At 41.9% G+C, this 15,035-nt stretch carries 12 protein-coding genes; 8 read left to right on the top strand and 4 right to left on the bottom strand.

All coding sequences use genetic code 11. The annotated features are described in order from the left end of the window. Positions 1-507 precede the first annotated feature (507 nt). Entirely contained in the window at positions 508-1,731 is a 1,224-nt protein-coding gene (locus H538_RS0103025) for a helix-turn-helix domain-containing protein (protein WP_026676321.1), read from the bottom strand. Between the two features lie 451 nt (positions 1,732-2,182). Between H538_RS0103025 and sipW the strand changes: the two genes are divergently transcribed. From sipW to H538_RS0103005, 4 genes are all read left to right on the top strand, one after another. Further along, complete coding sequence (sipW, locus tag H538_RS0103020; protein ID WP_026676320.1) at positions 2,183-2,758, top strand: signal peptidase I SipW; 576 nt, start codon at positions 2,183-2,185, stop codon at positions 2,756-2,758. A gap of 73 nt (positions 2,759-2,831) precedes the next feature. Next, on the top strand, positions 2,832-3,425 hold the full coding sequence (locus tag H538_RS0103015) for a CalY family protein (protein ID WP_026676319.1): 594 nt from the start codon (positions 2,832-2,834) through the stop codon (positions 3,423-3,425). Positions 3,426-3,497: 72 nt separating this feature from the next. After that, entirely contained in the window at positions 3,498-5,132 is a 1,635-nt protein-coding gene (locus tag H538_RS0103010) for a M4 family metallopeptidase (RefSeq protein WP_026676318.1), read from the top strand. A gap of 160 nt (positions 5,133-5,292) precedes the next feature. Next, complete coding sequence (locus H538_RS0103005; protein ID WP_026676317.1) at positions 5,293-5,850, top strand: hypothetical protein; 558 nt, start codon at positions 5,293-5,295, stop codon at positions 5,848-5,850. Positions 5,851-5,940: 90 nt separating this feature from the next. Here H538_RS0103005 and H538_RS0103000 read toward each other — a convergent pair whose 3' ends face one another. Then, entirely contained in the window at positions 5,941-6,360 is a 420-nt protein-coding gene (locus H538_RS0103000; protein WP_026676316.1) for a GNAT family N-acetyltransferase, read from the bottom strand. A gap of 240 nt (positions 6,361-6,600) precedes the next feature. Between H538_RS0103000 and H538_RS0102995 the strand changes: the two genes are divergently transcribed. After that, positions 6,601-8,802 (top strand): glycerophosphodiester phosphodiesterase family protein, encoded by a 2,202-nt coding sequence (locus tag H538_RS0102995; protein WP_026676315.1) that lies wholly within the window; start codon positions 6,601-6,603, stop codon positions 8,800-8,802. A gap of 439 nt (positions 8,803-9,241) precedes the next feature. Here the strand turns inward: H538_RS0102995 and H538_RS0102990 are convergent, their stop codons facing one another. Then, entirely contained in the window at positions 9,242-10,123 is an 882-nt protein-coding gene (locus H538_RS0102990; RefSeq protein WP_026676314.1) for a LysR family transcriptional regulator, read from the bottom strand. A 139-nt stretch (positions 10,124-10,262) separates the two neighbouring features. On the opposite strand from H538_RS0102990, the gene H538_RS0102985 reads away from it, so the two are divergent. From H538_RS0102985 to H538_RS0102975, 3 genes are all read left to right on the top strand, one after another. Next, the gene (locus tag H538_RS0102985; RefSeq protein ID WP_026676313.1) at positions 10,263-11,489 is read left to right on the top strand and encodes a CaiB/BaiF CoA transferase family protein; all 1,227 of its coding nucleotides are present in this window, start codon (positions 10,263-10,265) and stop codon (positions 11,487-11,489) included. A gap of 46 nt (positions 11,490-11,535) precedes the next feature. Next, a complete protein-coding gene (locus tag H538_RS0102980; protein WP_026676312.1) occupies positions 11,536-12,918 on the top strand; it encodes an MFS transporter in 1,383 nt (460 codons plus the stop codon). Between the two features lie 167 nt (positions 12,919-13,085). Then, entirely contained in the window at positions 13,086-13,991 is a 906-nt protein-coding gene (locus tag H538_RS0102975) for a DMT family transporter (protein ID WP_026676311.1), read from the top strand. An 88-nt stretch (positions 13,992-14,079) separates the two neighbouring features. Here the strand turns inward: H538_RS0102975 and cysK are convergent, their stop codons facing one another. Further along, positions 14,080-15,000 carry a cysteine synthase A gene (cysK, locus tag H538_RS0102970; RefSeq protein ID WP_026676310.1) on the bottom strand — a complete coding sequence of 307 codons (921 nt, stop codon included), beginning with the start codon at positions 14,998-15,000 and terminating at the stop codon, positions 14,080-14,082. Positions 15,001-15,035: the final 35 nt, after the last annotated feature.

Here is a 15,035-nt window from a genome sequence, read left to right as displayed (position 1 = left end):
TACTTGACCATTGTCGATATGAATGACAAGTGGACAGAAAGGATTTCAACAGGCTTCGCCAAAGCCAAGCCGAGCATTCTGCAAAAGTTCGAAGAAAAATACGGAAAGTAAAAAAATTCATAAGTCACATGAGGGGCTCCTCCGCCCCTCGTGTGACTGAATATTCAATCTATAACTAGAACACAAGAAAAATCAAAAAAGACAATTCCATACTCTACTTGTAAATTGATTTACACAAAATTATTGACACTACCGAAATCATTATTCCTTATATGCTATTCTTCATTCTTGCATTTATTTTTGAGCTGTTTTTGGCCGGTTTGTTCATCTTTTCTATTCATTTATTCCACATTTACGGCTACGCGCCAGGGGGACAATACTATATAACTGCTACAATTTTGGCCGCCATGATCATGATTACCGTTCCGCTGCTTATTGCAACGCTAAAAGGGCATAAAAACATTTTTCTCAAAAAGAAGCCCCGGTCTTGAACCGGAGCGGTTTTGCCTATCTAGCAATCAACGTTTGCGCGATGCTAAGCGCTTTATGGAGTTGCCCGGTTTTGGAGTAATAATCAAAAAGTTCTCTTTCAGATCGTTCGGCTAAGAACGTGTGGCCATACGTTTTAAAAAAAGGCAGCGCTTTTTCGCTTAAATAGTGAAAGTACTGGTCCTGTTCGTTTTTGATTAAAAATAGCGGAAGTGTAAGAAGGTAAATATATAGCGGATCTTTCAATTCCCGGGCAATCGCCAATCCCTCGGTCGCAAGTTCTAATAGTTCATCATTGTTTTTTAGTCGGCCTTTTATTAAACTTCGCAAATATCCTTCTAAAGACATTAAGTATTTTCCGGAATTTTTTTTCTTAAGGTTCATCGATTCTTTATAATGTTTGCTTGCTTTCTCATATTCTTTTCTTATGTAGTACTCATACGCTAAATTATGAAGGACCCTTGCCTTTTTCGCATGTGCTGACATGAGGTCGCAGCTTTTTATCAGCAGTTTATATCGTTTCAGCCTCTCTTCAAAATTATTATCCGAGTCCCCTTGTTGAAGAATTAATATTAGAATTTCTGCATCAATAATTCCTAAAAAATTATTGCTTCTTTTAAAAAAATGCAGCGCCTCTTCCGCATAGTAATAGGCCATATGTTGAGCATTAGAATGATAGGCGATCGCCAGGTGAAAATAATACTCTGCGTTTTGGTATTCATTAAAGTTGATCGCATTTAATGCTTCTAGAGCATTTTGAAATTCTTGTTTCTTTAAGAAGTAGATCCCGATGACATGTTGAAGAAAGTTTCTTTCAAATGGCGGTAGCTTTTTGTGTCTTTTGCGTAGCTTTTTTATGATGGTGAAGGCTTTCATATCATCTTGATGCAGAAGATAGTATCTTGCCTGAAGGATGTTGTAGAGAATTTGATAGTCAGAAATGACGATTAACGGTTCATTGTCAAGTTCATTTTTGATCGTTTCGATTTCTTGTGATCTTTGCATAATGATTGCTTCATGCCAGCAATATAGCTTTTCTTTAATTTGGGAAAGAACGTATTTTTCTTGCTTAATGCTGATATCGAGCCGCTCTTCTAGAAGTTTGACAAGATTGGGAGAAAATTCCGTCAATCCTCGTTCAATTTTGCTAATGTGTGTAGCAGAACAAATGCCTCTTCCCAGTTGTTCCTGAGTTAATTTAGCCTTCTCCCGATAAAATTTAATGATTCTCCCATCATGCAAAAGAAATCCCCCCTTGAAAAAGACCCGTTTTTATCTTAGCGATTGAAAATACTGTTATTATTTCCTTTATTTTTTATTCTTTCATTATACATTGAGGAAATCTTTGGAGACAGGTTCAAAAGACCTATTCGTTTAGAAGGATGGTAAAAGGAAGCCTTTTTTTATCTTACAGAAATTTTTTTCGACACGTTTTATTGCAACTTTGCGAAAAAAGTCGATTCTCCGTAAAAATGGGGGATTTTTAAATGCTTTTAGAAGCGATTAAAGTAGCGAGCTATGTCAATAGAATGTACTTTTAATAGTTTTAACTAAACTCCGTTATGGATAACGATTTAAACTTAGCAACAAATAACCCCAATTTACAATTTTGGGAATAGAAGTTTACTATAGCATATATAAGTTCTTTTGAGAGAACGAATTTGTTCTATAAAAAGTTGGGTGGGGATTAAAAATGAAGAAAGTGTTGAAGCTTACAAGCGGTTTCGTCTCTATTATCATGATTGTCGTTTTCATTTGTCTTTCGGTTGTGGTCATTTCGGCGAAAGCAAGCGGCGGAGAGCCGACGATCATGGGCTATCAAGTTAAGACCGTACTTTCAGGATCGATGGAGCCGACGTTTATGACAGGCTCGATTATTGCCATACAGCCTAAAACCGATGGTGAAAACTATAAAAAAGGCGATATCATTACATTTCGTGAAAAGAACAATAAATTGATTACACACCGGATTATTGACGTTCAAAAAGTAAACGGGCAAGTAATGTACAAAACAAAAGGGGACAACAACAATGCGGCGGATAGGGAACTCGTTCTTTCACAAAACACCGTTGGTAAATATGTAAACTTCACCATACCTTACATTGGTTATCTATTAAACTATGCGAATACGAAAACGGGTTCAGCCCTTTTAATGATCGTCCCGGGAATTTTTCTTGTTATCTATTCAGTTGTTTCGATGTACAGCTCGATCAGAGAAATCGATGAGAACAAGAAAAAACTTGCAAGAGAAACGAGCCAGTCCGTTTAAGGGATTATCTCTTATGCATTTTTAGTTAATACATAAGAGTTCCATAAAAACAATGAATGGGGAGGAAGTTAGGATGAACTTGAAAAAAAAGCTGGGCCTAAGCGTGATCACAGCATCACTCGGACTGTCTTTGATTGGGGGAGGGACGTATGCCTATTTTAACGACACAGAAGTAACGAACAACACCTTTGCTGCTGGTACGCTGGATTTGTCGCTTGATCCATCAACGATTATCGATGTAAGTAACCTTAAGCCAGGGGATACGATGAAGCGTGACTTTAAGTTGACAAATGGCGGCACCTTAAAAATTAAAACCGTCGATTTGAAAACCGAATATTCAGTAGGAGATGTGAAAGGGAACAACGGTTCTGAAGATCTCGGCAAGCATATTAAAGTGAAATTTTTGTGGAACTGGGATAAAGAAACTGAACCGATTTATGAAACGACGCTCTATAATCTGAAAAACATGAAACCTGATGTTGTGCAGCGGGACATTATTGACCCGTTATGGAAACAAAAGGGCGGTCTTGCTCCCGGGGCATCCAATGACTTATGGGTTCAATTTGAATTCGTCGATAACGGGAAAGATCAAAACGTGTTTCAGGGCGATGATTTGAAATTAAAGTGGACATTTAATGCGACGCAAACCGAAGGCGAAGAAAAATAATAGGTTGATAGCCTTCAAAAGAAATTCGAAAAGTGGTTAGTCTAAAAAATTTCTATAGGAGAGTGAGTTCATTTGAGAAAGAAATTGGCTTCTTCGACATTAGCTCTATCCATTGCGCTGGGGGCATTTGCCACAGGAGGAACAACGTCTTTTGCAAAAGAAAGCAAAATGGAGTACAACAAAAAATATGCCACTCCTTCTATCATGATCGAAAAGTGGAAGGCACCAAAAGGGCTGACAAAAAAAGAAGTGGCGTATGCCTACCTTAAGCACAAAAGCAAGCAATTGAAATTAAACGGAGATATGAAGAAAAATTTTAAAGTGGTGAAAGAAGTTGCAGATAAGAAAACAGGCACCCATCACTTCCGCCTTGTCGAACAATTGAATGGTGTACCGATTTATGGTTCGGATCAAACGATTTCTCTGGATAAAAATAATCAAGTAACATCTTTCTTTGGACAAGTTGTGCCGGATTTAGAAGATAAGGACGTCTCTACGACAGCTTCAATCTCAGAAAAAGATGCTGAAAAAGTCGCCACAATAGACATTGAGAAGCAAGTGGGGGAAGTGGATCACTTTGATGGTGTTAGCAAAAAATTATATATTTATCAACATGATGGAAAAGACCATCTTGCCTATCTCGTGAAAGTTTCTTTGTCTGATCCAAAACCGGGATATTGGCATTACTTCGTCGACGCGACGAATGGAGAGATTATTAATAAATATAATGCCATTGACGAGATGACTGGATATGGCTACGGCGCAAAAGGAAATAAAGAAGTCTTTGAAATCTCGCAAAAAGCAGATGGAAAATATTTAATGGCTGACCAAACGCGCGGAAACGGAATTAACACGTATGATGCGGAAAATTTTGATGAATTCTGGTTTAATATTTTGTCGCAGCTTTTGGGCTATACTGGACAGGAAATCACAAGTCAAAGCAAAATGTTTAAAGATTCTGCAGCGGTTGATGCCCATGTGAATGCTGAAAAAGTATACGATTATTATAAAAAGACATTTGATCGCAACTCTTTTGACAATAAAGGCGCAAAAATGATCTCGGCCATTCATGTAGGAAACAAATGGAACAATGCAGCATGGAATGGCAAGTTGATGATGTATGGCGATGGTGACGGAATTAATTATTCCAATTTTTCATCAGGCATTGACGTTATTGGGCATGAACTTACACATGCGGTAACAGAATACACGGCGAATTTGGAATACCAGGGCGAATCAGGAGCGCTTAATGAGTCGTTATCCGATATAATGGGCGCAATGGTCGAACGGAAAAACTGGGACGTAGGGGAAGAGGTTTCCGTTTCTGGAAAGCCGCTTCGTTCAATGAGTGACCCGGCTTCGATTAAAAATCCATTGAAGCCTACAGAAGGATACCCGGATCATTACAGCAAGCTTTATAAAGGAACGCAGGACAATGGCGGCGTCCATATTAATAGCAGTATCAATAATAAAGCGGCTTACCTGATTTCTGAAGGCGGCACGCACTACGGAGTGACCGTTAAAGGGGTTGGGCGAGAAGCGACCGAACAAATCTATTATCGCGCGGTTTCCAAATATTTAACGTCCACCTCTAACTTCAAAATGATGCGCCAGGCTGCCATTCAAGCAGCGACCGACTTATATGGACCAAATTCGGCAGCCGTTCAAGCTGTGACAAAAGCATATGACGCTGTAGGCGTGAAATAATGAATAGGGAAAACCTTCCTAAAAGTACAGGAAGGTTTTCCCTATTCAAGGTATTCTTTCGCCAATGAAGGATTGAGATAGTGGGCCATAGCGGTTATGGCCTTTTTTAGGCCCAGAAAAAAATCACTTTATTCTTAAAAAAACAACAGGAGGGGAGACTTTGAACTACTTTTTAAGGGGTTTGCTGATTTTAGGTGTTTTGGGAATATTGTTCGGATGTACGAACCAGGAGTTTAAACCAGATAAATTGACTCTTGAGAATAAAGAAATGGCAAAAGAAAACCGAAAAACTGTATCAAATTATAAAGGAAGTTTAAAAGATGTTAGAAATGCCGTCCCATTTGAAATAAAAACACTTTCATCAAAGTCCAGGTTTAAACTAAATCCAACTGTTTTCGTAAAAGATTTTAAAAACATGAAAGGTAAGCCAAAAGGTCAAACGGCATTATTAGTAACAACCGAATATTCGGATCAAAAGGAAAATGATGGGGTGACATTTGAAATCGCTAATTTCCCTATGTTTGATGACATGGTAAAGTCGAGAAAATACATTGAAATAGAAAAAAACATTAAGGGCAAGTATGATGAAACGCCTAAATTTAAAGTGCTGACATGGAAAAAAGATGATTTATATTATGCTTTACAACTAGTAGATTTAAATGAAAACCACAGTATTTCCAAAGATGAAGTAGTTAAATTAGCAAAAAGCCTCCAATGAATTTTTACTAAAAAGCTCAGTTCAAGAAGAGAGAACCGAGCTTTTTTGAAATTAGATCGAAAACCTTCCTACATTACAGGAAGGTTTTCTCTATTCAAGGTATTCTTTCGCCAATGAAGGATTGAGATAGCGGGCCATAGCGGTTTTCGCTTTTTTTAGACCCAGCTTTCGGTAAAAACCTTCATTGCCTGTTGTCGCTATGATGTGGACGCACGAAATTTCCTGGAGTTGGCCGAGAAGGTTTTCCATTATTTTTTTTCCAATCCCGAGCTCCTGATAATCTTTATGTACGACAACATCATAAATGCTTGCATTGAACACGCCGTCTGTCATCGCTCTGCCAATTCCGACAATCCGATTATCAATGGTTGCGAACACCGCTAATTGGCTCGCTTCAAACACCTTTTGGATGATCTCGATCGTATGCTTGTTCCAACCCGCTGAAGCATACACTTCTTTCACCTCTTCCCAATTCGCATTTGTTTTATCATTATGAATGTTCACTTTCATCATTTTCCCCCTCATGCGTAATTGATTTTATTCACTATCCTACCATTTTTGTAATAACGTTGCTGCGGTTCTTTTAACTATAGCAAACTATTTTTACCTCTTTGTTTACCCCGCCTTCAATCATCCTTTTCTCCTATTTTTTTTAACAAAACCTCCAATTCTCTTTTACTATCAGTTTATATTACTTTTCTATACTTGAGATGGTTGATTACATTACCTGTTTAGGAGAGTGGAGAAATCGTGAAAAAGAGAGCGTTCCTTCCGTTATCGCTGGCTCTTTCGGTCAGTCTGGCTACTGGAGTCACATTAGATAAGCGGGTAGCAGCTAAAGAGGCCGGTCCGCAATCTGCGCTTCAGCCGATTGCAAGTTCCGTCGTAACCATCGCCCATCGCGGCGCTTCCGGATATGCCCCGGAGCATACAAAAGCCGCCTATGAAATGGCTCTTCAAATGAAAGCTGATTTTGTGGAACTTGACTTACATATGACAAAAGACGGCCATCTGGTCGCCATCCATGATTCTTCCCTTGCGCGCACAACGAACGCTGAAGAAGTATTCCCTAACCGTTCTCCGTGGCTTGTGAAAGATTTTACTCTTGCGGAAATTAAGCGGCTTGATGCCGGCTCCTGGTTTAACAAGGCCTACCCGGAGCATGCCAAAAAGCAATATGAAGGACAAAAAATATTGACACTTGAAGAAGCGATCCACTTCATCGGAAAGAAAAACAAACATGCGAAATTGTACATTGAAACGAAAGCGCCTGACGTGTACCCGGGAATGGAAGAGAAACTCGTCCAAATTTTAAAAAAGACGGGTTATTTGAAAAAAGACAAAGTGATGCTTCAGTCATTTAGTGAAGACAGTTTGAAAATACTGCAAAAAATCGCGCCAAAGGATATTCCGCTCATTCAGCTTTATTCGCCTGGCATGTTAAAAGGGAAAAACCTTAAAAATGAATTGAATAAAGCGGCTGAATACGCAGAAGGTGTCGGTCCTGATAAAGCGCTTGTCACACCAACTTTTATGCAGGAAGCACATAGAAGCCACTTGCTCGTTCATCCATACACCGTCAATACGAAAGAAGAGATGGCAGAAGAGCTGTCTTTAGGCGTAGATGGCATGTTCACCAATTTTCCGGATGAGCTTCTAGCACTAAAGAAAAAACCGTATATTTCGCACGGTGTCGCAAGCGGTGAAATCACTTCAACATCCACTGTGCTCTGGACAAGAGCAAACAAGCCGTCCGCGATACTTTTTGAAGTGGCAGAGGATCCTTCTTTTAAGAAATCAATAAAGAAAATCGCAAGGGCAAGCAGGCAACATGATTTTACAGCACAGGTTAAAGTGGATCGCTTACATCCGGACACAACGTATTATTACAGGGCGGCGGCACTTCCAGGTTCTTTTTCCGCAACGGGCAGCTTTAAAACGGCTCCCGCTGAAAATACGGAAAAACCATTAACCATTGTCTGGGGTGGAGATACGGGAGGCCAGGGAAACATCCCCCCATTTAAGTCCTTCTCGGCGATGGCGGATTTGCATCCTGACTTTTTCCTGTTCAGCGGCGATACGATCTATGCCGACAATCCGACGCCTGCCGTGCCAAACGCTCCATCGAAAACAATGGAAGACTTCTGGGCGAAGTATAAAGAGAATCGGACGGATCCAAATTTGAGAAAATTGCTTCAATCGACGAGCACATACGCCATTTGGGATGACCATGAAGTGTCAAACGATTTCTCCGGGCCGTCTAACCCGCTTACTTCAACCGGCTATAAGGCATTTAAAGACTACTGGCCGATCCAAAAAGAGCGGAGTGATTCGGAAAAGCTGTACTACAAATATTCATGGGGGAACACCCTCGATTTGATCATCTTAAATAACCGGGGGTACCGCGATCCGAATACGAAACAGGACGGTCCAGACAAAACGATGTTAGGAAAAGAGCAATTGGAATGGCTGAAAAAAGAATTGCTCCATTCGGACGCAAAAATTAAGCTCGTCGCTTCCTCTGTGCCCATTTCGACTCCGACGGGCAAACCAAACGCGCGAGACGGGTGGGCCAACGGCGATCATATTGATCCGAACGATAAAACAGGCTACGAGCATGAGTTCAAAGAGATCTCCGATTTTATTTTGAAAAACAAAATTAAAAATGTGAACTTTGTCACTACCGATGTTCATTTTGCGGATATGATCGAGTATGATCCGGATCATAACGGTACAGTCGATTACCGGGAATTGGTCAGTGGGCCAATCGGAGCGGTAACGATTCAGCCTCCTAAACTGGATTCGACATTCGGGCCAAAACGGCTTTACGCAGAAGGAGGATTCTTCAACTTCGGCGTACTCAAGGCAGATCCTAAAAATGGGCAAATGACCGTCCAAATTCGCGATGAAAACGGGAAGATCCATTATGAAGGGAAATTCTCTATTAGCTAAAGGGAGACTAGCCTACTTTGAATGAAAGTAGGCTAGTGCCCTTTCAGCTAAAAAAGCTCTTATTTTCAAGAATCCATTTTCGCCTGTAAAAATAGAAGCAAACTTCTCTAGTGTGGTAGTGTGGTGCTATTTTCGTGGCATTTGGACAATAAACAGTGGATTTCCGAAAATAAATCGATTCTATCGGACAATAAACGGCCTGTGTCGGACAATAAAATGAGTAGTTTTTTCACTTATTTTCCAAAAGTAAGATGTTATTGTCTAAACCGGATGACTTATTGTCCGAATAAGAGCATTTATTGTCCGAGAACGAAAAAATTTTACATCATGTAACGATTCGTGATCGTTTTTCCTCATTTCACAGATCTAACGAGGTGTTCTTAAAAATACTGAAAACTATTTTTCTAGAAGGGGCACTAGTTTTTTCATTTGGCTAGTCTTAAGAAATCGAAAACTGCGACAGGAATTTGAGAAAATGCTCTCCCTGTGAGTTTCCGTGTTTCATAATGACGTATGTTTTCATTGTCGGCAGTTCAAATTCAGGGCATTCTATAGAAAGAAGCCGCCCTTCCTGAACTTCTTTTCTGACTGCGATTTCCGGAAGAAAGGAGATGCCCAAACCTTCTTCGATAAACCGTTTGGTGACACCCACTTGTGATACGACCATTGTCCGCACGTTTCGATACCGGCTATGGATTTGGGAAAGCAAACGATCCCAATATTCGGGATGATTATGCGTTAAGAGAAGCTTATTTTCGAAAAGCTTGCCAGGATTCCTCACCGCTTCTTTTTCTTCAGCGCTTTTAGCGGGCGGCACAACGAGCACGAGCCGGTCCTCGGCTAATACTTTGCAGCTTAACTCGCTTGAATGGACATGCAGCCTTGAAAGGCCAAGATCCACCTTCTCTTCCATAATAGCAGGGATGATATCTTTTGATTTTAAGAGCTGAACTTCTATTTCCACCTCAGGATGCTCCTGCACATATTGATTCAATATGGATGGAATGGACAATTCCGCAATGAACGGGGAGATGCCCAATGTCAATTTTCTTGAAAAACCCTGTTTAAAACGATTTAAATTTCGAATCCCTTCTTGCGATATATGGATTAATTTTTGCGCGTAAGGCAAAAAGAATTTCCCCTCATCCGTTAACTTTACTTTTTTTCCTTCTCGCTGAAAAAGCGAGCAATTTAAATACTTTTCCAGCAATTGAATATGGATCGTTACAGATGATTGAGAAATGTACAGTTCTTCTGATGCCTTTCGAAAATTTTCTGTTTTTGCAGCGGCAATAAACGTTTTTATCCATTTAAGTTCCATGATGCTCCCCACTTATTAAAATTTTTCAATACAAGCATTATAAATATTCAATGATTTTCAATACATCTATTATGTATAATGGATGTACAAATTGTAAAGAAAATTTCGTGAATTCAGGTAATGGGGGAGAGGTGGGAAAATGCCAGATAAGGAGACGGAAAAAACGAGCCTTAAGGGCGGACCGCTTAATGGAGTGAAGGTATTAGAATTAGGGAGTTTAATCGCCGGTCCTTTTGCCGGCCGCCTGATGGCTGATTTTGGCGCAGAAGTTTTGAAAGTCGAACCTCCTAAAAAGGGTGATCCGATTCGCAAATGGAGGTATTTACATGAAGGGACTTCCCTCTGGTGGTACGTCCAATCGAGAAACAAGAAAAGCATTTCAATGGATTTATCGAAACTTGAAGCGCAGGAAATGATCCGTGAACTCGCTAAAGAGGTTGACATGGTCATCGAAAATTTCAAACCAGGAACCTTAGAAAAATGGGGAATTGGCTATGAGGATCTAAAAAAGGTCAATCCGAAAATCATCATGGTGCGTGTCTCCGGCTACGGCCAGGACGGACCTTATCGGAATAAGCCGGGATTTGGGAGCATTGGCGAGGCAATGGGCGGATTGCGCCATTTAACAGGGTTCCCTGATCGTCCGCCAACGAGGGTCGGGGTAAGCCTCGGCGATTCCGTGTCAGCCCTGTATGCAGTTATGGGCGGGCTAATGGCCCTATATTACAGGGATTGTAAGGGAGGAGAAGGGCAATACATCGATGTCGCACTCTATGAGTCGGTTTTTAGTTTATTGGAAAGCTCTATTCCTGAATACGATAAATTTGACGTTGTTCGTGAGCGGACGGGCAGCTCATTGCCTGGAATCGCGCCATCGAATACGTATCAGTGCAAGGACGGGAAATACATTGTCATCGGGGCAAACGGTGATGGCATATTTAAGCGGCTGATGGAGGCATTAGATAGACCTGATTTGCGGGATGATGAACGATTTGCCACGAATGACGGAAGGGCGAAATTTGCCGACTTTCTTGACCGCATCATAGAAGACTGGACAATCAAAAGAGAGTTGAAAGAAGCATTGCGTATTCTAGATCAATACGATATTCCGGCGGGATCCATTTATAGTGTTGAGGATATGTTTAAAGATCCGCATTTTCTGGCGAGAGACATGATTTGCGAAGTCGAGGCAGGCCAATTAGGGAAACTGAAAGTGCCGGGAATTGTTCCAAAGCTCAGCGAAACTCCCGGCAGCATTAAGTGGGCCGGACCGAAATTGGGAGAGCATACCGAAGAGGTGCTTAAAGAAACGTTAGGAATAACGGAGCAAAAATATAAAGAACTAAAAGATTCAGGGGTTATATAGGAAACATTCACCATTGGAGGAAAACTTGAAATGGGAGGGGAACGTTGTGGGAACAGCAATTGGGGAACGTTTAAATCAGCTTCCAATTGGCAAAACCCATAAAAGGGCGACGGCGCTAATTGGAGTCGGATTGTTTTTTGAATTCTTTGAGGTGTTTTTAGCAGGTGTGCTAGCTTCCGTATTAGAAGAAAAGTTCCATATTCATTCAAGCATTATGCCGCTTCTGCTTGGCTCCAGTTTTTTAGGGATGTTTTTCGGGGCGCTGTTTCTAAGTCGGGCTGCTGACCGTTACGGACGTAAAAAAGTGTTTATTGTGAACTTAACGATTTATTCGCTCTCATCATTATTAATTGCGATAAGTCCAAACGTAAGCTTCGTCATTTTTTTTCGATTTATTGCGGGATTTGGACTCGGGGCACAGCCCGCTTTATGCGACACTTATTTGAGTGAACTTATACCAGCCGGAAAACGGGGGAAATTCATTGCCTGGGCGTATACACTCTCGTTTCTCGCCATTCCTATTGAGGGATTTTTGGCCCGTACTCTCGTTCCGTTAGCTCCTTTAGGGATCGATGGATGGAGATGGATGTTTGTGATTGGCGCAATCGGATCAATCGTTGTATTTGCCGGAGCCCGCCATTTGCCCGAATCCCCATTATGGTTAGCATCGAAAGGTAGGCTCCATGAAGCGGAGGAAATCATCCAGCAGCTTGGCGAGAAACGAAAGGTTGGCCATGTTCCGGGCATGATCATCCATCAACAAGAATCTTATGAAAAGCTGCCATTTTCCGCGCTTTTTAAAAAGCCTTTTTTGACCAGTACAGTGATGCTCTATATTTTTCAGATTTTCCAAACGATCGGCTATTACGGATTTGGTACGCTTGCACCGATCGTCCTTGCCTCAAAGGGTTATACAATTACACACTCCCTTGAGTATGTTGCGCTATCATTCATCGGATATCCGTTAGGGTCTTTGCTTTCCGTTCCGCTAATCGACCGGATTGACCGAAAATGGCTTGTCGTCCTTTCGGCGTTTTTCATGGGCGTATTTGGCCTTATGTTCGGCGTGGCAGATTCGTCTTCTTTGATCGTCATCGCAGGATTTATTTACACGATCGTAAGCAACATCTTTTCAAATGCTTATCATACATTACAGGCGGAGATTTTCCCGACAGCGGTTCGCGCAACGGCTTCTGGAGGCGCTTACAGCATCAGCCGTTTAATGAGCGGATTAATGCCATTTGTTTTGCTGCCTGTTTTGGAGCGCTCCGGGGCAACGGTCATGTTTACGATTGTAGCCGCGGCGATGGTCATTGTCATATTGGATGTGGCGATCCTTGCACCTCGGACGACAGGGCAATCGCTGGATCGTTTAGACCGTCCCGATCAGCTGCCGATTCCAAAAAGTTCGGACATATCCCAAATATAGAAGAAAAAATCGTAGAAAAATAGGCTGGGCGTGGTGCTCAGTCTATGCATTTTGATAGGAAAGCGTACAGCATTTTATGGAATTGAGTTCATCCCGAAGACATTTAGCTTTCTGCTATGATAGGATAGAATGAAATATGCTTTCTATCATTAAAGGGGTAATGCTTCATGCAATATATCTTCACAGTCCTTTTGCTCATCACGAGTTTTTTATGGGGTGGGAATTTTGTCGTTGGCAAATTTCTCGTCGGCCATGCATCGTCGATTACGCTGACCGATTTGCGCTGGATCATCGCGGTCATCTGCTTATTTCCAGTTGTCTGGATTCAGGAAAAAAAGATTTTGCCGCCAAAACGTTCGATCCTTCCGTTGTTTTTAATGGGCGTAACAGGGGTCGTTCTTTTTAATGTCTTTATGTTTTTTGCATTGGAGCGAACGACGGCGATGAATGTCGGGCTTCTATCTACATTAAACCCGGTGTCGATTGCGCTTTTTTCACTGGTCCTCGTTAAAGAAAGACTGCGTCCGCTGCAAATTGTGGCTATGGTTATTTCGTTCCTCGGTGTCGTCATTGTTTTATGCAGAGGGGAAGTCGATCGTTTACTTTCTCTCCGGTTTAATTCGGGTGATTTATGGATGCTCGCGGCCGTTAGTTCATGGGGATTGTATTCCGTGTTCGGAAAATGGGCGATGAAAGATACTTCGCCAATGATGTCAACGCTTTATTCGGGCATCTTCGGCGTTCTGACGCTCCTGCCATTTAACCTTTCTTCATTTACGATTACGAATGTGAATGCTTCGTTTGTCGTGTCTTTGCTTTATATTGGCATTTTGTCAACCGTTGTGTCGATGGTCTTTTGGAATATCGGCGTTCAAAAGCTCGGCGGGACGGCGGCAGGAATGTTTTTAAATTTCAACCCTGTTTTTACAGCAATACTCGCTTTTTTCTTGCTCGGTGAAAAAATGACATGGATTCAATTTGCCGGCAGCGTCATCGTCATTCTCGGCTGTTATTTATTTGCCCGATTTAAGATGCCGCTAAAGCCTGCTGTCAATATGCAAAAAATAAGTTAGAAAAGCTGGCGAACATTTTTGCCAGCTTTTCTGTATGGAATCAACGATTCACAAATTTTCACTTAATCGAGCGACGCGTCAGCTTTTTTTATTCGAACAAATCCATGGACAAGTAACGCTCTCCGCTGTCCGGGGCGAGTGAGAGCACTCTGGAATCGGAAGGTAGCCTGCTTGCGATTTTTACGGCGAAGTAGGCGGAAGCGGCGGCGGACGGGCCGACGAGAATTCCTTCCTTTGCGGCGAGTTTTTGCGCCATTTCTTTTGCATCATGATCTTCAATATGCAAAATTTCGTCGTATATGTCCCGATTCAGGATGCTCGGAATGAATCCCGGTCCCGTCCCCGGTATTTTATGAGGCCCTGGTTCTCCTCCGGCTAGCACTGGTGATCCGGCCGGTTCTACGACGTAAATTTTCAAGTCCGGCAACTTCTTTTTCAATTCTTCTCCCGTCCCGGTGATCGTTCCGCCAGTTCCAGCCGTTAGAACAAGGGCATCCAGTTTTTCTCCAAATGCTTCATAAATTTCAATGGCCGTCGTTGTCCGGTGGGCATCGGCATTTGCGCGATTGTCGAATTGCATCGGAATAAAGCTGTCCGGGATGTTACTGGCGAGTTTTTTCGCGAGGTTAATAGAACCTGTCATACGTTCGGAAGCCGGTGTAAGATAAACTTCCGCGCCATACGCTCTCATCACGCTAATTCGCTCTTTTGTCGCATTGTCCGGCATTGTTAAAATGCAGCGGTACCCTCTTGCCGCACTGACCATCGCCAGCCCGATCCCTGTATTGCCAGAAGTCGGCTCAATAATCGTTGACTTCCCCGGAGAAATCAGGCCCGCTTCTTCTGCCGTCCGAATCATATTGAAAGCCGCCCGGTCTTTGACGCTTTTTCCCGGATTGAACGATTCCAACTTCATATAGACGGATCCGCCTTTTGGAGCTACGACTCGATTCAACCGAACGATCGGTGTATTCCCGATTAAATCCGTTATTGTATTTGCAACCTTCATGGATATGATCACTCCTGAACGATAAATTCCTCTCC

It is taken from the genome of Fictibacillus gelatini DSM 15865 (assembly GCF_000430745.1).
Taxonomy (GTDB): Bacteria; Bacillota; Bacilli; order Bacillales; family Fictibacillaceae; genus Fictibacillus_A; species Fictibacillus_A gelatini.
The sequence above is the reverse complement of the archived record's forward strand: the minus strand, read 5'-3'. Positions and strand labels throughout refer to the sequence as shown.